The 24,179-nt window shown below is 59.7% G+C and carries 23 protein-coding genes and 1 pseudogene; 7 read left to right on the forward strand and 17 right to left on the reverse strand.

Translation table 11 applies throughout. From position 1 onward, the window contains the following. Positions 1 to 231: 231 nt before the first annotated feature. Positions 232 to 693 (reverse strand): MarR family winged helix-turn-helix transcriptional regulator, encoded by a 462-nt coding sequence (locus tag ACYZT1_RS09590; protein WP_462019217.1) that lies wholly within the window; start codon positions 691 to 693, stop codon positions 232 to 234. Positions 694 to 879: 186 nt separating this feature from the next. Here ACYZT1_RS09590 and ACYZT1_RS09595 point away from each other — a divergent pair, with 186 nt between their 5' ends. Continuing rightward, positions 880 to 1,614, forward strand: a complete 735-nt coding sequence (locus ACYZT1_RS09595) for a sulfite exporter TauE/SafE family protein (RefSeq protein ID WP_462019218.1) — start codon at positions 880 to 882, stop codon at positions 1,612 to 1,614. Here the strand turns inward: ACYZT1_RS09595 and ACYZT1_RS09600 are convergent. Next, complete coding sequence (locus ACYZT1_RS09600) at positions 1,604 to 2,458, reverse strand: LysR substrate-binding domain-containing protein (protein WP_462018713.1); 855 nt, start codon at positions 2,456 to 2,458, stop codon at positions 1,604 to 1,606. The genes ACYZT1_RS09595 and ACYZT1_RS09600 overlap by 11 nt on opposite strands. 96 nt (positions 2,459 to 2,554) lie before the next feature. Here ACYZT1_RS09600 and ACYZT1_RS09605 point away from each other — a divergent pair, with 96 nt between their 5' ends. After that, complete coding sequence (locus tag ACYZT1_RS09605) at positions 2,555 to 2,770, forward strand: DUF1127 domain-containing protein (protein WP_462018714.1); 216 nt, start codon at positions 2,555 to 2,557, stop codon at positions 2,768 to 2,770. A gap of 64 nt (positions 2,771 to 2,834) precedes the next feature. Beyond that, positions 2,835 to 4,064 carry a winged helix-turn-helix domain-containing protein gene (locus tag ACYZT1_RS09610; RefSeq protein ID WP_462018715.1) on the forward strand — a complete coding sequence of 410 codons (1,230 nt, stop codon included), beginning with the start codon at positions 2,835 to 2,837 and terminating at the stop codon, positions 4,062 to 4,064. An 84-nt stretch (positions 4,065 to 4,148) separates the two neighbouring features. Here ACYZT1_RS09610 and ACYZT1_RS09615 read toward each other — a convergent pair whose 3' ends face one another. Then, positions 4,149 to 5,495, reverse strand: coding sequence for a class II 3-deoxy-7-phosphoheptulonate synthase (locus tag ACYZT1_RS09615; RefSeq protein ID WP_462018716.1), 1,347 nt, complete (start codon positions 5,493 to 5,495; stop codon positions 4,149 to 4,151). A gap of 149 nt (positions 5,496 to 5,644) precedes the next feature. On the opposite strand from ACYZT1_RS09615, the gene ACYZT1_RS09620 reads away from it, so the two are divergent. Beyond that, positions 5,645 to 6,400 carry a spermidine synthase gene (locus ACYZT1_RS09620; RefSeq protein WP_462018717.1) on the forward strand — a complete coding sequence of 252 codons (756 nt, stop codon included), beginning with the start codon at positions 5,645 to 5,647 and terminating at the stop codon, positions 6,398 to 6,400. Here ACYZT1_RS09620 and ACYZT1_RS09625 read toward each other — a convergent pair. Continuing rightward, positions 6,399 to 6,527: pseudogene (locus tag ACYZT1_RS09625) on the reverse strand (crotonase/enoyl-CoA hydratase family protein); the annotation flags it as partial. The gene ACYZT1_RS09620 and the pseudogene ACYZT1_RS09625 sit on opposite strands and share 2 nt — an antisense overlap. 400 nt (positions 6,528 to 6,927) lie before the next feature. On the opposite strand from ACYZT1_RS09625, the gene ACYZT1_RS09630 reads away from it, so the two are divergent. Beyond that, a complete protein-coding gene (locus tag ACYZT1_RS09630) occupies positions 6,928 to 8,601 on the forward strand; it encodes a DEAD/DEAH box helicase (protein ID WP_462018718.1) in 1,674 nt (557 codons plus the stop codon). A 212-nt stretch (positions 8,602 to 8,813) separates the two neighbouring features. On the opposite strand, the gene ACYZT1_RS09635 is transcribed toward ACYZT1_RS09630, so the two are convergent. The 7 genes from ACYZT1_RS09635 to minC form a co-directional block, all read right to left on the reverse strand. Further along, positions 8,814 to 10,970 carry a mechanosensitive ion channel domain-containing protein gene (locus ACYZT1_RS09635; RefSeq protein ID WP_462018719.1) on the reverse strand — a complete coding sequence of 719 codons (2,157 nt, stop codon included), beginning with the start codon at positions 10,968 to 10,970 and terminating at the stop codon, positions 8,814 to 8,816. A 76-nt stretch (positions 10,971 to 11,046) separates the two neighbouring features. After that, entirely contained in the window at positions 11,047 to 11,223 is a 177-nt protein-coding gene (locus ACYZT1_RS09640; protein ID WP_462018720.1) for a hypothetical protein, read from the reverse strand. Positions 11,224 to 11,799: 576 nt separating this feature from the next. Beyond that, positions 11,800 to 13,089: a M18 family aminopeptidase gene (locus tag ACYZT1_RS09645; protein WP_462018721.1), complete on the reverse strand. Its 1,290-nt coding sequence runs from the start codon at positions 13,087 to 13,089 to the stop codon at positions 11,800 to 11,802. 100 nt (positions 13,090 to 13,189) lie between these two features. Beyond that, positions 13,190 to 13,825 carry an RluA family pseudouridine synthase gene (locus ACYZT1_RS09650; protein ID WP_462018722.1) on the reverse strand — a complete coding sequence of 212 codons (636 nt, stop codon included), beginning with the start codon at positions 13,823 to 13,825 and terminating at the stop codon, positions 13,190 to 13,192. Positions 13,826 to 14,000: 175 nt separating this feature from the next. Next, positions 14,001 to 14,255 carry a cell division topological specificity factor MinE gene (gene minE / locus ACYZT1_RS09655; protein ID WP_007944431.1) on the reverse strand — a complete coding sequence of 85 codons (255 nt, stop codon included), beginning with the start codon at positions 14,253 to 14,255 and terminating at the stop codon, positions 14,001 to 14,003. Next, on the reverse strand, positions 14,255 to 15,067 hold the full coding sequence (minD, locus tag ACYZT1_RS09660; protein WP_028624193.1) for a septum site-determining protein MinD: 813 nt from the start codon (positions 15,065 to 15,067) through the stop codon (positions 14,255 to 14,257). Before minD ends, minE begins: the two co-directional genes overlap by 1 nt. A gap of 202 nt (positions 15,068 to 15,269) precedes the next feature. Continuing rightward, complete coding sequence (minC, locus tag ACYZT1_RS09665; RefSeq protein ID WP_462018723.1) at positions 15,270 to 16,007, reverse strand: septum site-determining protein MinC; 738 nt, start codon at positions 16,005 to 16,007, stop codon at positions 15,270 to 15,272. Positions 16,008 to 16,125: 118 nt separating this feature from the next. On the opposite strand from minC, the gene ACYZT1_RS09670 reads away from it, so the two are divergent. Both ACYZT1_RS09670 and ACYZT1_RS09675 read left to right on the forward strand, forming a co-directional pair. Beyond that, the gene (locus tag ACYZT1_RS09670) at positions 16,126 to 17,058 is read left to right on the forward strand and encodes a lipid A biosynthesis lauroyl acyltransferase (RefSeq protein ID WP_462019219.1); all 933 of its coding nucleotides are present in this window, start codon (positions 16,126 to 16,128) and stop codon (positions 17,056 to 17,058) included. A 168-nt stretch (positions 17,059 to 17,226) separates the two neighbouring features. Further along, complete coding sequence (locus ACYZT1_RS09675) at positions 17,227 to 18,399, forward strand: patatin-like phospholipase family protein (protein WP_462018724.1); 1,173 nt, start codon at positions 17,227 to 17,229, stop codon at positions 18,397 to 18,399. A gap of 71 nt (positions 18,400 to 18,470) precedes the next feature. On the opposite strand, the gene ACYZT1_RS09680 is transcribed toward ACYZT1_RS09675, so the two are convergent. From ACYZT1_RS09680 to ACYZT1_RS09705, 6 genes are all read right to left on the reverse strand, one after another. Next, positions 18,471 to 19,256, reverse strand: a complete 786-nt coding sequence (locus ACYZT1_RS09680; RefSeq protein WP_462018725.1) for an outer membrane protein OmpK — start codon at positions 19,254 to 19,256, stop codon at positions 18,471 to 18,473. Next, positions 19,237 to 19,629 carry a hypothetical protein gene (locus tag ACYZT1_RS09685; protein WP_462018726.1) on the reverse strand — a complete coding sequence of 131 codons (393 nt, stop codon included), beginning with the start codon at positions 19,627 to 19,629 and terminating at the stop codon, positions 19,237 to 19,239. The genes ACYZT1_RS09680 and ACYZT1_RS09685 overlap by 20 nt, the downstream gene beginning before the upstream one ends. 1 nt (position 19,630) lies before the next feature. Further along, positions 19,631 to 20,416 (reverse strand): outer membrane protein OmpK, encoded by a 786-nt coding sequence (locus ACYZT1_RS09690; protein WP_462018727.1) that lies wholly within the window; start codon positions 20,414 to 20,416, stop codon positions 19,631 to 19,633. Positions 20,417 to 20,576: 160 nt separating this feature from the next. Next, entirely contained in the window at positions 20,577 to 21,935 is a 1,359-nt protein-coding gene (locus tag ACYZT1_RS09695; protein ID WP_462018728.1) for a nucleobase:cation symporter-2 family protein, read from the reverse strand. Between the two features lie 290 nt (positions 21,936 to 22,225). After that, positions 22,226 to 23,530, reverse strand: a complete 1,305-nt coding sequence (locus tag ACYZT1_RS09700) for a urate hydroxylase PuuD (protein WP_462018729.1) — start codon at positions 23,528 to 23,530, stop codon at positions 22,226 to 22,228. Positions 23,531 to 23,580: 50 nt separating this feature from the next. Beyond that, positions 23,581 to 24,084: an ureidoglycolate lyase gene (locus tag ACYZT1_RS09705; protein WP_462018730.1), complete on the reverse strand. Its 504-nt coding sequence runs from the start codon at positions 24,082 to 24,084 to the stop codon at positions 23,581 to 23,583. Positions 24,085 to 24,179: the final 95 nt, after the last annotated feature.

Consider the following 24,179-nt stretch of genomic DNA (forward strand, 5'->3'; position numbering starts at 1 on the left):
AATAGCTGAAAAATTTTCATCTGGGTTCAGGAGTGGTGCAGCAATTATGGCCAGCACCCGCTATTTAGAGCGGTCGAGGAGGGTGTTCAAGAGGAGAAATTAATTTTGAGAATGACCGCCGTGGGAGCAAAAATTTGCTCGCGAAGGCGGTGGGCCATTCAGCGCAGAGGGTGAAGGACACACCGCCATCGCGAGCAAGGCGTGCTCCTACAGACCGCTGGTTTGTGGAGATCAGAGGCTGTCCTGCAAATGGCTGCGCAGCGCTTGCAGCTCCGCTTGCAGATTCTGCAGTCGCTCCAGCGACATGCCGGTGGCGCCCAGAATACATTGCGGAATGCCGCGTGCCTTGTCACGCAAGACGCGGCCCTGTTCGGTCAGTTCGACAATCACCACCCGCTCATCCGCCCGGCTACGGGTGCGGCTGAGCAATCCTTCCACTTCCAGGCGTTTGAGCAAAGGCGTCAGCGAGCCCGGGTCCGTGAGCAGCTTTGTACTGATTTCGCCTACCGTCAATCCATCCTGTTCCCACAGGACCATCATCGCCAGGTACTGCGGATACGTGAGGCCCAGAGCCTGCAGCAGCGGCTTGTAAACCTTGGTCATCAGCAGCGAAGTCGAGTGCAGGGCGAAGCAGGCCTGGTTGTCCAGCAGCAAGTCGTCGCAGTGATCCGGGGTGTTGCGCTTGGTCGTCATTTCAAAGCCTTGATCAGTGATCGTCATGAATCTAGCGAACGAATCTTTAATGCGCCAGATAATTCTGACCTGAGGTTTGTGCGAGATGGAATAGCCATTGTGTGTTGCTGTGCGTTTCCCTGTCAGCCTCGACTGCGTAGCATGGGCAGCGGCAACGAAAGGAAACGAACCGTGATCGAGTTTTTGATGTATCTGGTATTTGGCGCCGCTCTGGGAACGCTTGGCGGATTATTCGGCATCGGCGGCGGTTTGATTGCCATCCCTTTGCTGGGCGTGCTGGTCGGTCTCGATCAGCAGATTGCCCAAGGCACTGCATTGGTGATGGTTGTGCCAAACGTGATGCTTGCACTTTGGCGTTATCACCAGCGAAACAAAATCGAACTGCGCCACGCCTTGCCGTTGGCCTCAATGGGGTTCGTTTTCGCCTGGATCGGGTCGATCTGGGCGGTGGGTATCGATGCACAAACCATGCGGGCGGGATTTGTCGCGTTCCTGGTCGCGCTGTCGGCTTACAACCTGATACGCATGTTCACCGGCCACGCACCGGCTACTGCGCAGATGCGTTATTCGTGGCCATGGCTGGGCGTGCTCGGCGCGGCGTCCGGAACCATGGGCGGGTTGTTCGGTGTGGGCGGGGCAGTGGTCGCCACGCCGGTGCTCACCAGCGTGTTCGGCACTACGCAAGTGGTGGCGCAAGGCTTATCGCTGGCGCTGGCATTGCCCAGTACCGGCGTTACGCTCGCCACCTATGCCGTGCATCATCAGGTCGACTGGATGATTGGCTTGCCCCTGGCGGTCGGCGGCCTGTTGAGTATTAGTTGGGGCGTTAAAGTCGCCCACGCCATGCCGGAGCGTCTGTTGCGCGGGCTGTTCTGCGGCTTTCTGGTGCTGTGCGCGGTGATGCTCGCCTTTAAAGTTTGAAGCCTTCAACGATGTGTTCGGCCAGGCATTCGGTGATCGGCGAGGGATTGTGCAGGTTACGCAGCAACATGATGCTGGCCTCCGGCAACACCGGCAGGTCTTCGGCCTCGCCGAGGATGCGCAGGTCCGGCGTGATCAGGCTCTCCAGTTGCGCGGTGACGGCCAGTCCGGCACTGACCACCGCCATGATCGCCGACAGACTGGAACTGTTATAGGCAACGCGGTAGTCGCGGCCCATCGCGTCCAGCGCGTTGCACGCCCATAGCCGGCAGAAGCAGTCGCTGTTGAACATTGCCAGCGGCAGCGGCGTCTGTTCGTGGGCGCTGAAGCACTGCGCCTCGGCCCAGACGAAACGCTCCTTGCGCAACAACTGCCCGATCTCGTTGCCCGGTTCGCGGGTGACAATCGACAGGTCGAGATCCTGACGCAGCAGTAATTGTTTTGATGATTCGCAATGCACTTCGATCTGGATCAGCGGATAAGACTGAGCAAACTTGCGCAAAATCCCCGGCAAAAAACGCATGACGTAATCGTCTGGCGTGCCAATGCGCACGGTGCCGACCATGTGCGGCTCGCGCAACGTGTTGAACACTTCGCTGTGCAATTTCAGGATCCGCCGCGCGTAACCCAGTAACACCTGGCCTTCCGCCGTCAGTCGCACCTGCCGCCCATCGCGCTGGAATAACTGGCGCTGTAACACATCCTCCTCCAGCCGCTTCATCTGCATGCTCACGGCTGATTGTGTGCGGTTGACGTGTTCGCCGGCGCGGGTGAAGCCTCCCTGATCGGCGATGGCGACGAAGGTGCGCAGCACTTCAGTGTCGATACTCGGGTAAGCGGACATGCATCAATCTCCGAGATGTGTTGCATCAGAAACATTCGTTGGATTGATCTTAATCCCGGCGCGACACTTGAGCCATCCCAAACGGAGGGCAACAAGATGAAAGGTCAAAAAGGTTATGTCGAGGTAGAGAAGCATTCCATGCACGTCGTGTCGGATCTGCTGCACAAGATCAGCCGCTGGTACGAATTGCACCGTGAGCGCGAGATGCTGGCGAGCATGAGCGATGAAGCATTGAAAGACATCGGAATCAGTCGTGCGGATGTCGAACATGAGGCCATCCGCCCATTCTGGGATGACCCGATGCACAAATGAGTCATCCACAACTACACAAACCGTCTTGCGGTGAGGTAGGTTGCGAGCAGACAAGGAGATGCTCATGCCCGCAACGCTGTCCTTTTCCATTAAACAGGCCCGGCGTCTGGCGCTGGCTGCCCAAGGATTCCACGGGCGCCAGCCGCCAGCGACGATCAAAGCGGTGCAGGTCAACCGGCTGATCGAACGGCTGGGCATCCTGCAGATCGATTCGGTCAACGCGTTGGTGCGCTCGCACTACCTTCCCCTGTTTTCCCGCCTCGGCAATTATTCGCCAAACCTGCTCGACCAGGCCGCCTGGAGTTCGGGCCGACAGCGCACGCTGTTCGAATATTGGGGCCATGAAGCGTCGTTGCTGCCACTGTCGATGTACCCGTTGATGCGTTGGCGCATGCAACGTGCGGCGCGCGGTGAAGGCATTTATCAGCAACTGGCGCGGTTTGGTCGGGAGCAGCAGGATACGATCCGGCGCGTGCTGTGTTCGGTCGAGAAGCTCGGCGCGCTGGGCGCCGGCAGCCTGTCGACACGGCAGGAGCGGGCCGGACCTTGGTGGGACTGGAGTGCGGAAAAGCATGCCCTGGAGTGGTTGTTCGCCGCCGGTGAAGTGACCGTGGCCGGGCGGCGTGGTTTTGAGCGACTGTATGATCTGCCGGAACGGGTGATTCCTGCGCAGGTTCTGCAACAGCCGTTGCTGACGGAGCCCGAGGCCCAGCGCGGGTTGATACTGCATGCGGCCAGCGCCCTGGGTGTAGCGACGGAAAAAGACCTGCGTGACTACTTTCGTCTTGACCCTTGCGATTCGCGTCTGCGCTTGGCGGAGCTGGTGGAGGCGGGCGCGTTGCAGACGTGCCAAGTGCAGGGCTGGCGGCCTTCGGCCTATTGCCTGCCCGAGCCCAAGGTTCTGCGCAAGGTTGCCGCGAGCGCGTTGTTGTCACCGTTTGATTCACTGATCTGGGAGCGCAGTCGCACCGAGCGGTTGTTCGATTTTCGTTATCGGCTCGAGATTTACACGCCTCAGGCGAAGCGCATTTTCGGCTATTACGTGCTGCCGTTTTTGCACAATGAGCGGATCGCCGCGCGGGTGGATTTGCGCGCCGAGCGGGCGCTTGGGCGATTGGCGGTGCATGCGGTGCACGAGGAGGACCCGGGTCTGGATGACGCGGGGATGCTGGCGTTGGCGGTGAATTTGCAGCGGATGGCGGATTGGTTGGGGCTGGAGCGGGTGCAGTTGAATTGTCAGCGGGCGAGTGCAGGGCGGTTACGGGTGGCACTGGCAGAGATTGGCGCTGTTTGATCTGGCCATCGCGAGCAAACTCAATCCCACAGGTAGAGCGCGATCCTGCGGGAGCGAGCTTGCTCGCGATAGGGGCGACACGGTTTACCGGCGGACTTGCTTCAAGGTTTCAGCAATCAGAAACGCCAATTCCAGCGACTGATCGGCATTCATCCGCGGATCGCAGTGAGTGTGGTACCGATCCGATAACCCGTCTTCAGTAATCGGTCGCGCTCCACCAATGCACTCGGTCACATTCTGCCCGGTCATCTCGATATGAATGCCACCGGCGTACGTGCCCTCCGCCTCGTGCACCTGGAAAAACTGCTTCACCTCGCCAAGGATCTGCGCAAAGTCGCGAGTCTTGTAGCCGCTGCTGGCCTTGATGGTGTTGCCGTGCATCGGATCGCAACTCCACAGCACCTGCCTGCCTTCGCGCTGAACCGCGCGAATCAGTGGCGGCAAATGATCGCCGACCTTGTTCGCACCCATTCGCGCAATCAGGTTCAAGCGGCCGGGGTCGTTGTCCGGGTTGAGCACATCGATCAGTCGAATCAGGTCTTCGGGGTTCATGCTCGGGCCGACTTTCACCCCGATCGGGTTATTCACCCCGCGCAGAAATTCTACGTGCGCGCCATCGAGCTGACGGGTGCGATCACCGATCCACAGCATATGCGCCGAACAATCGTAGTAATCGTTGGTGAGGCTGTCGCGGCGCACAAAAGCTTCTTCGTAGTTCAGCAGCAGCGCTTCGTGGGCCGTGAAAAAACTGGTCTCACGCAGCTGCGGCGAGCTGTCCATGCCGCAGGCGCGCATGAAGGCCAGGGTTTCGTCGATGCGATCAGCCAGGTGGCTGTATTTTTCCGCGAGCGCCGAGTTGGCGATGAAGTCCAGGTTCCATTTGTGCACCTGATGCAGGTCGGCAAAACCGCCCTGTGCGAAGGCTCGTAGCAGGTTGAGCGTGGCGGTGGACTGGTGGTACGACTGCAGCAGACGTTCCGGGTCCGGCACGCGGCTTTTTTCATCGAAACCGATGCCGTTGACGATGTCGCCACGGTAAGCGGGCAGGGTTACGCCATCGATGGTTTCGTCATTGGCCGAGCGCGGCTTGGCGAACTGGCCAGCCATGCGTCCGACCTTGACCACCGGGCAACCGGCAGCGAAGGTCATGACGATCGCCATTTGCAGCAGCACTTTGAACGTATCGCGGATTTTCGCGGCGGAAAACTCGACGAAGCTTTCGGCGCAATCGCCACCCTGCAACAGAAACGCGCGCCCCTGGGTCACCTCGGCGAACTGGCGGCGCAACTCGCGCGCTTCACCGGCAAACACCAAGGGCGGATAACTGGCCAGGGTTTGCTCGACGTGCGACAGATGCGCGGCGTCGGGGTATTGAGGTTGTTGCTGGATCGGCAGGGCGCGCCAGCTGTCAGGGCTCCACGGTTGGCTCATCACGGTCTCTGTTGTTTTACGCTCGGACGCTCATGTTATCAGCAATTAGTGCGTGACCCGCTGCCGTTGCATCGCCGACAATCGCGCCTTTGCCGCTGCATGTCGCGGTGTGTCGCGTTGCCACGAGCGAGTAACGATCAGGAGACGAAATGACTGAGGAGCGCGTCGAGCATCTGCTCGCCGAGGTACAGGACGAGTTCGGCGTGATTCGCGTGCTGGAAGTGGCCGATTACCGTTTTCTCGAGTTCGGTGACGCCATCGAACAGAGCTGTGTGTTCACCGCCGATCCGAGCTGGCTCGAATACGATTACACCCGGGCGATGTTGATTGGCGCTTTGTGCCACGAGCAGCCGGAAAGCGCATTGTTTCTCGGCCTCGGCGCCGGCACGCTGACACAGGCATGCCTCAGGTTCTTGCCGCTGGAAGATGTCGAAGCCATCGAGCTGCGCCCCGACGTGCCGCGCCTGGCAATTGAATATCTGGGACTCGATGATGACCCGCGCCTGTACATCCGCGTCGGCGATGCGCTGGAGTTGCTGGAGACTGCCGAGCCTGCGGATCTCATTTTCGTCGACCTGTATACCGATGTCGGCCCGGGGGCCGGGCATCTGGCCTGGAGTTTTCTCGAAAACTGTCAGAAACGCCTCAACCCTGGCGGTTGGCTGGTGATCAATCAGTGGGCCACCGATGACGGAAAACCGCTTGGGGCGGCGCTGTTTCGTGGCCTTTATCATCGGCACTATTGGGAACTGCCGGTGAAGGAAGGTAACGTGATTCTGATTGTGCCGTCAGAGCTCGATCAGCAATTGGACCTGGACGGTTTGATGGCCCGGGCCGAAGGGCTGGCGCCGCAGTTGGGGTATTCGTTGCGGTCATTGATCAAGGCGATTCGCCCGGCGACATAAGGGTCGCACCACCCAACCGGAAGATGCCGCGTTGCACTTCCTTCCAGGCAAAACGGATGTTGCTGGCGCACAGGTTGATATCTGCCGCGAGCATCAATTCGATACCCAGGGTCAGGCAGTAGCCCTGCGGTGAGCGGACGCGGCGTCGGGGCCTGATCCGGGTGAACCGATTTAGCGCCATCGCCAGCGGGGCCGGGCCATTAAAAAGTAGACGCTGGATTGATTATCTGCAAAGCGGGTGACACAACGGCATACGCGTCAGTTTTCCGACAAATAATGCTCCCTTTTTGGTCGAATTCCGGTATAGTGCGCGCCGGCCTTTAACCAGGCCGCGTTTAGGTAGCGCAATTCCCCGAAGTCAGCTTCGGCTGCACGTCCGCACAGCGGACTCTCCCTTGACGAATCTTTTTCATTCATTCGTTTTCGCAAATCCCCGCCGACAAAGCAGCCAGGGCGACTCTTGAGTCTTACACGGCATGCGCAGCTTTGGAGCATGGGTCTTTGCGGATGCACTTAGAGGCAGACCCATGACCCAGGAAACCGGCGGATTCGCCGCTTTTAATCTTAATCCGAACATTCTTGCAGCCGTCATCGCGACTGGCTACGAAGAGCCTTCGGCTATTCAGCAGCAATCGATCCCGATCATCATGGCCGGCCAGGACATGATCGGTCAGGCGCAAACCGGTACGGGTAAAACCGCCGCGTTCGCGCTGCCAATTCTTCATTGCATCGATCCTGCAAAGCGCGAACCGCAAGCCCTGATCCTGGCGCCAACCCGTGAGTTGGCGCTGCAAGTAGCAACCGCTTTCGAAACCTACGCCAAGCAAATGCCGGGCGTGACCGTTGTGGCCGTTTACGGCGGCGCCCCGATGGGCCCACAACTGAAAGCAATCCGTAACGGCGCACAGATCGTTGTCGCCACTCCGGGCCGTCTGTGCGACCACCTGCGTCGTGACGAAAAAGTCCTGTCGACCGTGAACCACCTGGTTCTCGACGAAGCCGATGAAATGCTCAAACTGGGTTTCATGGACGACCTCGAAGTCATCTTCAAGGCCTTGCCTGCTACCCGTCAGACCGTATTGTTCTCGGCGACCCTGCCGCAGTCGATTCGCGCCATTGCCGAACGCCATCTGCGCGATCCGCAACACGTGAAGATCCAGACCAAGACCCAGACCGTTACCGCGATCGAACAGGCTCACCTGTTGGTTCACGCTGACCAGAAGACCTCGGCTGTATTGAGCCTGCTGGAAGTCGAAGACTTCGACGCCCTGATCATGTTCGTGCGCACCAAGCAAGCGACCCTGGACCTGGCCAGTGCCCTGGAAGCCAAAGGCTACAAAGCCGCTGCGCTGAATGGTGACATTGCTCAGAACCAGCGTGAGCGCGTGATCGAATCCCTCAAGGATGGCCGTCTGGACATCGTTGTGGCGACCGACGTTGCCGCTCGTGGTCTGGACGTTCCGCGCATCACTCACGTGTTCAACGTTGACATGCCGTACGATCCGGAATCCTACGTTCACCGTATCGGCCGTACTGGCCGTGCCGGTCGCGAAGGTCGCGCATTGCTGCTGGTAACTCCACGTGAGCGCCGCATGCTGCAAGTGATCGAGCGTGTAACCGGTCAGAAAGTTGCCGAAGTCCGCCTGCCGGATGCTCAGGCCGTTCTCGATGCTCGCATCAAGAAACTGACCAACAGCCTGTCGCCGCTGGTAGGCGATGCCGAGTCGACTCACGGTGATCTGCTGGATCGTCTGACCGCCGACATCGGTTGCAGCCCGCGTGCCCTGGCCGCAGCCCTGCTGCGCAAGGCAACCAACGGTCAAGCGTTGACCCTGGGCGCTATCGAGAAAGAACGCCCACTGGTGCCGAACAATGCACCGCGTGGCGATCGTCCAGAGCGTACCGGTGATCGTCCGGACCGTGGTGATCGTGAGCGTCGCGCTCCGGTTCCATTGGCCGAAGGTCGTGCTCGTTGCCGTACCGCGCTGGGTGCGCGTGATGGTATCGCTGCGAAGAACCTGCTGGGCGCTATCCTCAACGAAGGTGGTCTGGCCCGTGAAGCGATCGGTCGCATTCAGGTGCGCGACAGCTTCAGCCTCGTCGAGCTGCCGGAAGACGGTCTGGAAAAACTCCTGACCAAATTGAAAGACACTCGCGTTGCCGGTAAGCAGTTGAAGCTGCGCCGCTATCGCGAAGATTGATCGGCACTGGCGCTGATTGATCGAACATAAAAAATCCCCGACTGGTTCGGGGATTTTTTTTTGCCTGCGGTGTGTAATCGTATTTGCATGCCTGTCGCCAAACCTGTGGGAGCGAGCCTGCTCGCGATGGACGTCCAGCACTGCGTTTAGTCAGACATCACCTCGTCATCGTTCACGACCATCGCGAGCAGGCTCGCTCCCACAGAAGCGGGCTATTCGGTTGTCGTTCCGCCACCTGCGGTGACCACCTGCACGCTCATGCGTGGCGTTGCCAGATCGAAGCCGGCTTCATCCAGGTGGCGTTTCAGCGACAGGTTGAAGGCGCGGGACACTTCCCACTGCTTGATCGGCGCGGTCTTGAAACGGGCGCGCAGAATCGCGTTGCCTGATTCGAAACTCTCGACACCCTGAATTTCCAGCGGCGACCAGATGTTGCGTCGCTGCAGAGGATCGGTGCGCATTTTCTGGCCGACTTCGCGCATCAGTTTGATCGCGTTATCAATGTCCATGTTCGTCGGCACCGCCACCCGGAAGATCGCGTAGCCGAACTCTCGGGAGTAATTCTTGATGCTTTTGATTTCACTGAACGGGATGGTGTGGACGATGCCGTCGATGTCCCGCAGGCGCACCGTACGGATGGTCAGGCCTTCGACCGTGCCCAAATGGCCGCCTACATCTACGTAATCGTCGATGGCCAGGGAGTCTTCGATGATGATGAACAGCCCGGTAATCAGGTCGGCGACCAGTGACTGCGCACCGAAGCCGATGGCCAGGCCGATCACGCCGGCACCCGCCAGCAGAGGTGTGACGTTCATGCCCATGTTCGCCAGCGCGACGATCAGCGCAATGATGAAAATCGCCACGAACAGTACGTTGCGGATCAACGGCATCATCGTCTGCGCGCGGGCATTTGCCAGGCCTTTGCGTGAGCGGGTGAGGGCGTGATGCACGGCGGTGTCGCTGAGTATCCACACCAGCCAGGCGAAGATCAGTGTGCCGGCGAGGCCGAACAGTTTGACGCTGATTTCATGCCCGTCGCCTTCGGTAAACGCGATCAGCGACATGCCCCAGACGCGCAGCCCAAGCTCGACGAACACCAGCCAGACCAGCAGGTGAGCGAGGGTGTAGAAGAAGCTTTTCAAGCGATCCGAATACAGTGCGTGGCGTTTTGCCCCGCGTTGCGGCCGCAGCGAATGACGGCGCACCAACCCGTTGATGACCATGCACAACACCAGCAGCACGGTGCAGATCAGTGCCTGGCGAAGCGCGGTGCTGGTGTCTCCAGCCGAAACGAACGTGGCGAACAGCGAGATCGCCACCAGCACCAGCGCCGGCACGTACCAGAAGGTTCCGAGAATATCGATCGTGTCGCTGAGGGCGCGACGGGTCAGGCGCCGGGACAGCGGCTGGTTGCGGATCAAATGCGCGATCGGCCGGCGGAAGCGCAGGATGAACAGCCCGGTGGACAGCGCCGCGAGGACGTTGGCGATGGTCGCAGCGGTGTGCGCCAGATGAGTGCCGAGGCTGGTGACCAGGCGCGGGTCGCTCAAGGCTTCGCCGAAGGCGGCGAAACTGCCGATCAGCCACAGTGGACGAAAGGCCTGATGCCGCAAAATGTACAGGGCGCGATGGCGGTGCGGACCGTCGAGCACGGAGAACGCGATCACGCAGATCGCGGAAAAGCACGTACCGACCACCAACGCATAGGCCAGCACCATCGCCAGACTTTTGCCCAGGGACGAGGGCAGCGCGTAACTCATGTAAACCGTGATCACTAAAGCGATCAGCCACGGCCCCAGCTTGCGCAGGGCGAAGCGCAACATGTCGAGTGCCTTGGGGTGTTGCGGCAGCTCTTCGGTCAGACCGAAGCGCATCCGCACCCGGTGACCGAGCCAGATCAGCGCCGCCGCCAACAGGCTCCAGACCATCAGGATCATGGCGAAGCCAAAGATGATCGGTAGCCATTCGTTGGCCGGCAGTATCAGCGCAGCCAGTTCGTCTTCGGCCAGTTTGAATTCCTGAGCCCAGCGTCTTAGCGGGCTGTCCGCCCCGGAGAACTGTTTCTCGAAACTGGCCAGGGTGCCGCCGATCAGGCCGAGCACGCCTTGCTCGGGTGTTGGCTGGGCTTTGGCCGTGGCGTCGCGCAGTTTTTTCAAATCGGTCAGTAACTGGGTGCGTTGCTGATCGTTCTCGAGGGACTTGATGACCTCGTCAAGCGATTGCCCCAGCGGTTCCTGCGCTTGCGGTTGGGTATTGGCGCCACCGTTGAGCAAGCCCGGCAAACCGACAGCCTCGGCGGGCGCCGTCGGTAAAAGCGTCAGCAAGCAGACGAATAGAAAATACGGCAGGGCAGAAAAACGAGCGAACACTGGGCGGTCAACCTCGGAATAAGCGGATCGAACGAGTGTACGAGCCCGTCAAAACCAATGCGAGCCGGGCGGGCATTTATTCGTTGAGTTTGGCGAGGATCTTGAAAACCACAGTGCCGAGGATGGTCAGCATGCCGACCCACATGGCGAAGATGCCAGCGTTCTTGTCGCGGAAGTTATAGCCGATTGCCAGGAGGATCATTCCGGTGAGAATCGGGATCAGCATGGCGTGGAACGAGGACATCGTGATCATGAGTGACGGCCTTGTCGAAAGAGGTACTAGAAGTCTAGGTGGGTTTTGGCGGGCTCGGGGGATGTGGGGCCGAAGTGGGTGACTCTTTGCGGGTGGACTGAACGGTCTTTTGTGGCTAGGGCGCGCTCCCGTTCGACTGCGAAGCAGTCGCAAAGCCGGTGCTGCTGCGCAGCACAGCGGGGGCAAGCCCCCTCGCCACAGGCAAGCCGCCCTTGCCACAGACAAGCCCTGCGCCACAGGCATGCCCCGCGCCACAGGCTGGTCGCTGAAGGCTAGGCAGGTTTTGGCGGGCTTGGGGGGATGTGGGGCCGAAGTGGGTGACTCTTTGCGGGCGGACTGAACGGTCTTTTGTGGCGAGGGGGCTCGCCCCCGTTCGACTGCGAAGCAGTCGCAAAGCCGGTGCTGCTGCGCAGCACAGCGGGGGCAAGCCCCCTCGCCACAGGCAAGCCGCCCTTGCCACAGGCAAGCCCTGCGCCACAGGCAAGGCCCTTTGCCACAGGCAAGCCCTGCGCCACAGGCAAGGCCCTTTGCCACAGGCAAGCCCCCCTCGCCACAGGCTGGTCGCTGGATGAGGGGTTACGGCAATTCGCGACTGGCGTAGAACGCGCTCAGCACTTTGACCAGGTGCGCCAGGTCATGGCTGCCGCACAGCTCGCGGATGGAGTGCATGGCAAACGTCGGCAGACCGATGTCCACGGTGCGCACGCCCAGGTGGCTGGCGGTGATCGGGCCGATGGTCGAGCCGCAGCCCATGTCGCTGCGTACCACAAAGCTTTGCACCGGGACTTCTTCGGCCATGCACAGATGGCGGAAGAACCCGGCGGTCTCGCTGTTGGTGGCATAGCGCTGGTTGCTGTTGACCTTGATCACCGGGCCGGCGTTGAGTTTCGGGCCGTGGTTGGCGTCGTGCTTGTCGGCATAGTTGGGATGTACGCCGTGGGCATTATCGGCCGATACCAGCAGAGACTTCTGAATGGTGCGTACGAATTCATCACCCTCGGGCAGCAAGCGTCGCAGCGTCTGCTCCAGCATCGGGCCGTCGGCGCCGCACGCCGAGCAAGAGCCAACTTCTTCGTGGTCATTACAAACCAGTACGCAGGTTTCCTCGGTGTCGGCCGTGAGCAAGGCTTGCAGACCGGCATAGCAAGACAGCAGGTTATCCAGGCGCGCGCCGGCAATGAAGTCGCCATTGAGACCGATCACGGCGGCACTTTGGGTGTCGTAGAAGCTCAGCTCGTAATCGAGCACCACGTCGGCATTCAGGCCGTGCTCCAGCGTGAGCTGGTTGGTGAGGACGGCGCGGAAGTCCACGCGCTCGTCACCGGCAAACTGCGCGAGGATCGGCGGCAACTCCGTCTGGGCATTGATCGCCCAACCCATGTTGGCTTCGCGGTTAAGGTGAATGGCCAGGTTGGGAATAATCGCGATGGGCGCCTTGAAGTCGATCAACTGGCTCTCGACCTTGCCGTCACGACGGAAGGTCACGCGACCGGCCAGGGACAAGTCACGGTCGAACCAAGGTGCCAACAGCGCGCCGCCATAGACTTCGACGCCCAGTTGCCAGAAACCCTGGCGTTGCAATTCCGGCTGGGGTTTGACCCGCAGGCACGGGCTGTCGGTGTGCGCGCCCACCAGGCGAATGCCGCCGTGCAGCGGCGAGTGGCGGCCCATCTCGATGGCGACAATGGAAGAATCGTTGCGGGTCACGTAATAGCGGCCGTTGGCCTCGGTGGTCCAGGGCTCCCGTTCGTCGAGCCGCTGATAACCGGCCGCTTCCAGGCGCTGAGCGAGGCTGGCGGTGGCATGAAACGGGGTAGGGGAGGCCCGGAGAAAATCGATCAGGCCTTGGTTCAACTCTTCGCGCATAAGTAGCTCCAGACAGCAATGGCGCCAGTTTAACGTATTGGCTGGAGAATGGGCGGAGGACGACCGCTGTAGATCCCTTGCAGGGGCAGGAGCGTCAGGCCTAAAACGGTGCCGGGCACTCGAAGCGCAGGCGCTCACCGGTCTGCGGATGGGTAAAGCTCAGCATGCTGGCATGCAGACACAGGCGCGGCCACGCCGCCAGGGCTTTTTCGTGGGCGTAGAGACCGTCCCCCAGCAGCGGATGACCAATGGACAGCATGTGCACACGCAATTGATGAGAGCGGCCGGTGATGGGCGTCAGCTCGACGCGGCACCAGTCACCACAACGCTCCAGCACGCGCCAGAACGTCAGGGCATTTTTGCCGAACTCGTGATCCACCACGTGGCGAGGCTTGGTCGGCGGATCGTAGCGCAGGGGCAGATCAATGCTGCCGCTGTCCAGTTCCGGCTGTCCCCAGCACAGCGCGGTGTAGGCCTTTTCGGTTTCGCGGTCATGAAATTGCCGAGACAGCTCGCGGTGCGTATCGGGGTCGCGGGCCAACAGAATGATGCCAGAGGTTTCCCAGTCCAGCCGATGCACAATTCGCGCTTCCGGGTAGCCGTTTTCTTGCAGGCGGGTAATCAGGCAATCCTTGTTGTCCTCGGCACGGCCGGGGACGGAGAGCAGCAGAGTCGGTTTGTTCACCACCAGAACGGCGGCGTCCTGGTGGATGATGCTGATGTTGGACAGCGGCATTAAACAGCCTCGTAACAAACGCCAACGGCGGCTCAGGCTTTCCGTTGTCCAATGTAGGAGCTGCCGCAGGTGCGATCTTTTGATTGTGCTTTTAAACAAGATCAAAAGATCGCAGCCTGCGGCAGCTCCTGCAAAGGCGCGGAAACCCGAGCCGCCGTGGCTCCTGTCGGATCGATCAGCGATCCGGCAGGGTGATATTGAGTTCCAGAATCGAGCAGCTGCCCTGGTTTTCCAGAGCGACGTGCACATCATCGGACCCGATGTTGACGTACTTGCGGATCACTTCAACCAGTTCCTTCTGCAAGGCTGGCAAGTAGTCCGGCGTACTGCGTTGGCCGCGTTCATGCGCCACGATGATCTGTAGACGCTCTTTCGCTACCGAGGCGGTACTTGGCTTCTTGTTAGCACGAAAGAAGTCAAAAATATTCATTACCGGCCTCCAAACAGACGCTCAAAGAAACCCTTTTTGGTGACATCGAGGAATCGATGCTCCACGGTTTTGCCCAGCAGGCGATCGACCGCGTCGCTGTACGCCTGGCCGGCGTCGCTCTGGTCGTCGAGGATCACCGGCACGCCCGAGTTGGAAGCCTTGAGCACTGCTTGCGACTCAGGAATCACACCCAGCAGGGTCACAGCGAGGATTTCCTTGACGTCTTCGACGCCGAGCATTTCGCCATCGCTGACGCGTTGCGGGTTGTAGCGGGTCAGCAGCAAGTGTTCCTTGATCGGGTCTTCGCCGTTTTCGGCGCGGCGCGACTTGCTGGCCAGCAGGCCGAGCATCCGGTCGGAGTCACGCACCGAGGACACTTCCGGGTTGGTCACGACAATCGCTTCATCAGCGAAATACATGGCCAGGTGAGCACCTTTCTCGATGCCGGCCGGCGAGTCGCAGACCACGAATTCGAAGTCTTCCTTGAGTGCCATCAGCACTTTTTCCACGCCTTCGACAGTCAGCGCGTCTTTGTCGCGGGTCTGGCTGGCGGCCAGTACGTAGAGGTTTTCCAGGCGCTTGTCTTTGATCAACGCCTGTTGCAGGTTGGCTTCGCCGTTGACCACGTTGACGAAGTCATACACCACGCGACGCTCGCAACCCATGATCAAGTCGAGGTTACGCAAACCGACGTCGAAGTCGACGATGACTGTTTTGTGGCCGCGCAGTGCGAGGCCGGTACCGATAGCAGCGCTGGTGGTGGTCTTACCCACACCACCCTTGCCGGATGTAACCACGAGAATCTTGGCCAAGGTGTTTCACCCCTAAGGAAAAAGGACATTTAGCCCCTGAAAAACATCTCTATAAAAAACTACTGCAGTCGGACAGCCTTGGCTGGAATCCGGTCCTGAACGGCGCTTACCTCGGGTAAACACTGCCAATGGCCTTTTTCCTACTTCGTTTGAGCCGTTTTCGCTACGTTTTAGAGATGCTTGGAAAATGCGGCAGTATCCGTTAAAGCCGAATGATGTTCAACACATCGCCCGACAGGCTGACCTGCACACCCGCCCCCCATAAAGGGTCGCGCCGCAAGTCTTCCGAAACCTTGTAGTGGCCTGCGATGGAGACCAGTTCAGCGCTCATTTGCTGACAGAAAATCCTGGCCTTTTTGTCGCCTTTTACGCCGGCCAGCACGCGACCGCGCATCGGGCCGTATACATGGATGTTGCCATCGGCGAGAAGTTCCGCCCCCGGACTGACCGACGAAATGATCACCAGATCGCAACCTTGAGCATAAATCTGCTGGCCGCCGCGTACGGGTGAGGTGATGATTTTGGTTGGTTTGATCGTAGGCTCAGGCGGTTTTTCAGGTTTCTTTGCTGCTGCGCCTTCGAGCGGGTCGAGCGCACGTTCGCGGGCGCCCGATGGCGGCAGCACGGGCAAATCGACCGCGATGGCGGCAGCGATATCTTCAATGCGACTGGCGCGGATCGCCAGCGTGCGCAAGCCATGCTGGCGGCACACGCGCATTAGCCCGGGCAGGTCGACGGCGCCTTCGCTGGCGGGCAGCTTGTCGAGTGCCAGGACCAGCGGCGCGTTGCTGAAAAAACCCGGTGCCTGGGCGACCTTGGCGGCGAGTTGCCGATCGAGACGGGCAAGGTCGTTACGGGCCAGTTCCAGCACCGTAATGGCAAGCATGCTGCCTTTCAACTGGAACACGGGATCCTGGTCTTGCAGTTCGGTTTTGCTCATGGTCGGCATACAACGGCTTGTCACTAAAAGTGCCGAGACTTATAACGAGAACGCTCGCGAGCCGCAACCCGGTTCGAACGATGTAGAATGCGCGGCCATCGTCTTTCCGGAACCGTCAATGGATCGCCCGCGTTTTCGAAAAACCTTTCTGATGCCACGTTTCTGGCCGCTTTGGTGCGGCTTGGGGCTGTTATGGCTGATCATTCAGCTGCCGTATCCTGCTTTGCTGCTGATCGGACGCGCCCTCGGTGCCGTGATGTATTGTGCGGCGGGCGACCGACGGCGCATTGCCAAGCGCAATCTGGAACTGTGTTTCCCGGAAAAATCCGCCGCCGAGCGCAAGCGCCTGCTCAAGGACAACTTTGCCTCCACCGGCATCGCGTTTTTTGAAATGGCCATGAGCTGGTGGTGGTCGCGTGAGCGTCTGGCGAAGCTGGCCCACGTTGAAGGGCTCGAGCATCTGCAAAAGGCTCAGCGCGAAGGCAGAGGCGTGATCCTGATGGCCGTGCATTTCACCACGCTGGAAATCGGCGCGGCGTTGCTCGGTCAGCAACACACCATCGACGGCATGTACCGCGAGCATAAAAATCCGCTGTTTGACTACATCCAGCGCAGCGGCCGCGAGCGGCACAACCTCGATTCGCTGGCGGTGGAGCGAGAAGACGTGCGCGGCATGCTCAAACTGCTGCGTGCCGGTCGGGCGATCTGGTACGCACCGGATCAGGACTACGGCGCCAAGCAGAGCATCTTCGTCCCGCTGTTCGGCATTCAGGCGGCCACCGTCACCGCTACCAGTAAATTTGCCCGATTGGGCAAGGCGCTGGTGGTGCCGTTCACGCAGGAGCGTCTGGCGGACGGCAGCGGCTATCGGCTGGTGATTCATCCGCCACTCGAAGGCTTCCCCGGCGAGACCGAAGAGGCCGATTGCCTGCGGATCAATCAGTGGGTCGAAGGCGTGTTGCGCGACTGCCCGGAGCAGTACCTCTGGGCGCATCGGCGCTTCAAAAGCCGTCCACCGGGCGAACCGAAGCTGTACGCCCAGCGTGGTTGAATCACAATCCCCTGCAGGAGCGAGCTTGCTCGCGAAAAACGTCGGCAACGCGCTGATGCGGTTAGGCCGCGTTATCGTTAACGTCCTTCGCGAGCAAGCTCGCTCCTACAGTTATGTGTCAGGCAGGGTCGGAGAGTGGTCTCCGAGCCAGCACAATGGAGCGTTGCGATGAGTCCTGCTAAACCCGTTACAGGATTGATTCTTTCCGGGGGCGGGGCTCGGGCTGCCTACCAAGTGGGTGTGCTGGCGGCCATTGCGGAGTTGTTGCCGGAGGGCGCGAACAATCCGTTCCCGGTCATTGTCGGCACCTCGGCCGGGGCGATCAACGCCGTTAGCCTAGCCAGTGGCGCGATGGATTTTCGCGGTGCGATTGAACGGTTGACCGTTTTCTGGCAAGGCTTTCGCAGTCATCGGGTACTGCGCAGCGATTGGCCCGGGGTGATTCATCAGGCCAGTCGTTTCGTCAGCCGCAGCTTGCTGGGCATTGGCGCTCAGGTGCCGGTGGCCTTGCTTAACAGCTCGCCATTGCGTGGGCTGCTCGAAGAAAAACTCAACCTCGGTGGCATCACCGAAGCCATTGCGCACAAGCAGTTGCAGGCGGTGGCGGTCACCGCGTTCGGTTACGAATCCGGTCAGGCCGTGACGTTCTACCAAGGCAGCGGCACCATCGACGCCTGGTTGCGCCACAGACGTATCGGCGTTCCCACACACCTGACGGTCGATCACCTGCTCGCCAGTTCCGCCATTCCGTTGTTATTCGAGCCGGTGAAAATCGGGGAAGAATATTTTGGCGACGGCGCGGTTCGCCAGTCGGCCCCGATCAGTCCTGCGCTGCATCTGGGCGCCAGCCGAGTGCTGGTGGTGGGCGTCAGCGGCAACCCGCGCGGTGTTGACCCGCAACTGCCGCTGCAACGCGCCTACACCGGTCAGCAGCCTTCGCTTGCGCAGATCGGCGGTCACATGCTCAACAGCACGTTCATCGACAGCCTGGAGAGTGACATCGAGTTGTTGCGGCGTCTGAATCAGTTCAGTCACCTGCTGCCCGACGGCACGCCGACCCGAGCGCTGGGGGTTGCGCCAGTTGAAGTGCTGGTTATCTCGCCGAGTCAGCCGATTGACGAGATTGCCGCGCGGCATCGGCAGGAACTGCCGGCAGCGCTGCGTCTGTTTCTGCGCGGGCCGGGGGCGACCAAAACGAGCGGGGCGGGGGTGTTGAGTTATTTGCTGTTCGAAGCGGGATATTGCAGTGAGTTGATTGATCTGGGGCGGCGCGATGCATTGGCCAAACGCGAGGAGTTGCGGCGGTTTCTCGGGTTGGCGGAGCCAGTGGTTTCGGCTTGAGATGGACGGTGTAGCCATCGCGGGCGGCGATCCGGCTTGCCCGCGAAGGCGTCTTCAAATACGCCGCTGAATCAGAAGTGAACCTTCACCAAAAAGCTGGTCACGCTCTGATCTGTCCTGAACACCTGGCTGTCTTCAATCCCATACTTGTCCGACCAATAGTCGTACTCCACACCCACGTACAACTGCTTCTCGCCGAAATTCAGCGCTTTGCCCAAGTCGTATTTAACCTGCGGGTTGAAGTGCAGGTTGGCGTGGTAGTCGCCTTTTGAATTGGAGTCGTTATCCACGACCCAGTCCATGAACCCGTCGATCAGGATGGTCGAGTCGCCGATTGGAATGCTGTAAGCCCAAACCGGCGTGATCTGCCAGACGTTGTCACCGGCACGCGAACCGTCGGTGTGGCGCTGATAGAAGTTCAGCTGGAAGTAGTCGAAGCCCGGGATCGCCAGGTCGAAGCCAGGACCGATCAGGTAGGACTCGTTATCGCCTTCGCCAAACTCGTAAGTCATCGCCAGCAGCACGTCTTTGACCGGGCCAAATTCAATCTTCTGGTCCAGTACTTTGCCCAAGGAGATGCGCGGACTGAATTCCCCGTAGTAGGTATTCGGGCCCGCGTTAAAATCATCTTCGCCGTTGTAAAAAATCTTGTCGACGAAGAAGAAGTTGTCCCCGTATTTCCAGCCATCGGCGTGCTCGAATGTCACGGTTTGCTGGATACGCGGGTTGACCTGAAAGTCTTTGCCATACAGATAGGTCAGGCTGTTGTCCTGCCATTGCAGCAAGTCAGCGGCCATGGCCTGGCCCCCGGCCAGCAGGGATCCGGCAAGCATCAGGCTAGTGCACGAACGTTTCATCGGTTGCTCCCAAAAAGTAGGTGTTCCACGTTATTTTTTTAAGATCGGCGCTCTGGTGTGGCGCCTTTTTCTTCAGCTGTAAAAATCCATCCAATCGGTCAGCTTCAGTGCTGTTAGCAAGAGCTGCGCCAAGGCTTTCAAAACGCAAAAAAACTCCCGCTCGACAGCTCGGGAGCAGTCGATTGAGAGGGGTGTCGGAGTGCCTTGGTACCGTCCAGAGCCGGGATAAGTTGGCTTTCTGGTCAGGAATTAAATCCGGGCTTTTTTTTAAAGCGGATGCGGGCGGCGGCGGAGAATACTGACTCCTTGGCCAGGTCTCAAGTGCTCCGCAACAGAGCACCGACGACAGGTTTGGGGCACGGTTGCGGATCATCTTAGAAATGCACCTTCAGCAGCAGGCTGGCGGTGTTTTGGTTGGTGTCCAGGTTCGAACTGTTTTCAATGCCGTACTTGTTTTTCCAATAGCTGTATTCGGCGCCGACATACACCTGTTTCTGGCCCCAGCCCACTGCTTTGCCGAGGTCGTATTTGATCTGCGGATTGATGTGCAGATTGGCGTGATAAGTGCCGCGGCTGTTTTGATCGTTATCAACTACCCAGTCAAGATAACCGTCGATCAGCAAATCCGACTTGCCCAACGCAATGCTGTAAGACCAGGCGGGAGTGATTTGCCAAATGCCGTCGCCGGCGCGCGGGCCGTCGGTCTGGCGGCGATAGAAGTTGAGTGTGAAATAGTTGAAGCCCGGCATCGCGAGGTCAAAACCGGGGCCGATCAAGTAGGCCTCGCTGTCATCTTCGCCATACTCATACGTCATGGCCAGCAGTACATCCTTGATGGGGCCGTACTCGAAGCGACGGTCAAAGATCTTGCCGAAAGAAAGGCGAGGGCTGAACTCGCCATAAAACGCACTGGGGCCTTTGTTACGGTCTTCTGCGCCGTTGTAAAAGATCTTGTCGACGAACAGAAAGTTGTCGCCGTACTTCCATTTATCGGCATGCTCGAACGTCACTGTCTGCTGGATCGATGGGTTGATCGCGAAGTTCTTGCCGTATAAGTAGCTCAGGCTGTTGCCCTGCCATAACAGCAAATCACCGCCCATGGCCTGGTTGGCGACAACCAGGCCAGCGCCTAACAGCAGGTTTTTCTGAATCCGAATCATCTGTTGCTCCCTCTTGTTGTTATTTTTCAAGCGCAGACGGCATTCCCCTGTAGGAGTGAGCCTGCTCGCGATAGCGGTGTGTCATTCAACAGATGAGTTGACTGATACGGCCTCTATCGCGAGCAAGCTCACTCCCACAAGGTTCGTGGGCGCTGGTGGGCTAGTGCGGGTGAGCGTGGCAGTCGTTGATGGCGGCGCGTTCCTTGCCGCCGAGGATGTTGAACAACAGGTTCAGCGTCAGTGCGCTCAGCGTCGCCATGGCGATTCCGCTGTGGGTGATCGGGCTCATCCACATCGGCAGGTGCGCGAAAAACTCCGGACGCACCACCGGAATCAGTCCCATGCCGATGCTCACCGCCACCAGCAATTGGTTGCGGCGGTCTGCGATGTCGGCTTCCTGCAGAATCTTGATCCCGGTCGCAGCGACCATGCCGAACATCGCGATGGCTGCACCGCCCAATACGGCCGGTGGAATCGAGGCCACCAGGAACGCTGCTTTAGGCAGCAGGCTCAACACGATCAACAATCCGCCGGCAACGATGGTCACCGAGCGGCAGCGCACGCCGGTCATCTGCACCAGGCCGATGTTTTGCGCGAACGAGGAGTGGGTGAAGGTATTGAAGAAACCGGCAAAAAACGAAGCGCCGGCATCGCACAGCAGGCCGCGACGCAGCATGCGCGGGCAGACTTCCTGGCCGGTGATCTTGCCCAGCGCGAGGAACATGCCGGTGGACTCGACGAAAATGATCACCACCACCAGGCACATGGAGAGAATCGGTGCCAGTTCAAACCTGGGCATGCCGAAATGCAGCGGGGTCACGAACTGCAGCCAGGGTGCGGAGGCCATGCCGCTGAGATCGACCATGCCGATCACACCGCAAATCACGTAGCCCAGCACCATGCCGATGAGCACGGAAATGTTGACCCAGAAACCGCTCATGAAGCGATGCACCAGCAGAATGGTCGACAGCACTACTGCGGCGATGGCCAGGTAGATGGGTGAGCCGAACTGTTCGGCATCTGCGCCGCCACCGGCCCAATTCACGGCGACGGGGAAGAGCGACAAACCGATCGAGGTGATGACCGTACCGGTCACCAGAGGAGGGAAGAAACGCACGACCCTGGACATGAAGGGCGCGATGATCATGCCGAAGAACCCGGCGGCAATGGTCGCGCCGAAGATCCCCTGCAGACCGATGCCGGGCATGCCGGCCATGGCCACCATGCTGCCGACAGCGGCAAAACTGGCGCCCATCATCACCGGCATGCGGATGCCCATCGGGCCAATGCCCAGTGACTGGACGATGGTGGCGATACCGGCGACCAGCAGGTCGGCGTTGATCAGGAAGGCAATTTCTTCACGACTCAGGCCAGCGGCCTGTCCGATGATCAGCGGCACCGCGATGGCTCCACCGTACATCAGCAAAACGTGTTGCAAACCGACCAGGATCAGTTGCAAAAGGGGCAAACGCTGAATGGCGGGTGCGTCGGGGATGCGCGCTTTGGATAGCTCGGACATGCAACACCTCGGATCTTTTTTATTTTTGTGATTTTGTGCATCAGGGAGAACTGTGGCGAGGGAACTTGTGTGACGAGGGGGCCTGTGGGGAGGGGGCTTGTGTGGCGAGGGGGCTTGCCCCCGTTGGGTCGCGAAGCGGCCCCCCTTTATATCTGAAGGGAGGGGACTGCTGCGCAGTCCAACGGGGGCAAGCCCCCTCGCCACAACAAGCCCCCTTCGCCACAACAAGCCACTCGCCACGACAAGCGCTCTCTGCACACAGGCCCACTTTTCAACTGGCTTTGTGTTGGTTAATTGGTCTGCGCTCCCTGCACAATCCACGCCCCGATCAGGTCGCGTTCCTGCTGGGTCATCTGCGTGATGTTGCCCAACGGCATGATCTGGGTAGCGACGGCTTGAGCCTGGATACGCGCGGCGTTCTGGCGGATCTGTTCAGGGGTGTCGAGCATCACGCCACCCGGTGCCGCACTGAACAGCGGACTGGTTGGTTTCGCCGAATGGCAAACCGTGCAGCGTTCCTGAATCACGTTGTGTACCTTGTCGAAACCGGGGCCAGCGTTGGACGCTTGAGCAGGCGCGGTGGCAGGCGCTTCAGCAGTCTTCGCCTCAGCCGGTTTCAACCCACCGCCCAATGCGGTTTCCGGCAGCGGTTGATACTCGATGGCGCCCGGTGCCTTGGCCACTTCCGGCGCAGTGGACATCGGCTTCGGACCGGACACATAAGCCAGGCAAATCATGCCTACCGCTGCCGCCGGCAGGGTCCAGGCGTATTTGTGGCTATCGTGACGGGTGTTGAAGTAGTGACGCACCAACACCGCCAGCACCGCGATCCCGGCCAGGATCAGCCAGTTGTATTGGCTGCCGTAAGTGCTCGGGAAGTGGTTACTGATCATGATGAACAGCACCGGCAAGGTGAAGTAGTTGTTGTGTCGTGAACGCAACAGGCCTTTGGCCGGCAGTGCCGGATCGGGCGTGCGGTTTTCGGCAATCGCCGCTACCAGTGCACGCTGCGCCGGCATGATGATGCGAAACACGTTGCCGACCATGATGGTGCCGATGATCGCGCCGACGTGCAGGTAAGCACCACGACCGCTGAACACTTTGCTGAACCCGTAAGCCGCCGCAATGATCAGCACAAACAGGATCAAGCCGAGCAGGGCAGGGCGTTTGCCCAGGGCCGAGTCGCAGAGGAAGGAGTAGACAAACCAGCCCACGAACAACGAGGCAATGCCCAGCGCGACCCCTTCAGGACCGGTCAGGCTGCTGCCGGGTGCCAGCAGGTATAGCGTCGGGTTGGAGTAGAACACCACGCACATCAGCGCGATCCCCGACATCCAGGTGAAGTAGGCTTCCCATTTGAACCAGTGCAGGTTGTCCGGCATGGTCGGTGGGGCCAGTTTGTATTTTTCCAGGTGGTAGATACCGCCGCCATGGATCGCCCACAAATCACCGGCCAGACCGCTTTTCGGGTTGACCCGATTGAGGTTGTTTTCCAGCCAGACGAAATAGAACGACGCACCGATCCAGGCCACGCCAGTAATCATGTGAACCCAGCGCACGCTCAGGTTCAGCCATTCCAACAGATGTGCTTCCACAGTCTTTACCTCTCGCCTGTCACTCTGTTGTCGAGTGATCAGACCTTCTCTTATTGGTGGGGGGCAAGGATCAAACGCTCATCCTCTTTGAAAAAATGCTCATCGCAGTTATTGCCTGTGCCACTGCGATCAACCACCAGGAAGTCATCCCGCTTTTCGATCGTCAGCACCGGGTGGTGCCAGACGCCGCGATGGTAATTGATGCCCTGCCTGCCGTTGGTTACGAAGGCGCGGACCAAGCCTGATACAGGTTCATCGCCAACGGGCGCGACCACGATCAGAAAGGGGTTGCCGAGCAGCGGAATGAAAGCCTGGCTGCCCAGCGGATGACGCTCCAGCATGCACACGGTCAGCGGCATGTCCTGCGCATCGGCGCGGAAAATACTGATGATCGCGTTGTCCTCTGGCGTGGCGGTTTGCACCGTCGCCAGTTTGTGAAAGCGCATGGTCGAACCGTTGTTGATCATGAAGTGATCGCTGCCATCGGTTTCGATTACATCACCGAAAGCGGCGAAGGCTTCTTTGGTCAGTGGTTCAATCGTGAGTGTGCGCATGCTGGTCTTCTTAGTTTATTGGGTGTTGATGATTCTTTGTAGGAGCGAGCCTGCTCGCGAAAAACGTCAGGGCACCGCATTCATTCAGATCGAGC

The sequence above is a fragment of the Pseudomonas sp. PB3P13 genome (assembly GCF_054897735.1).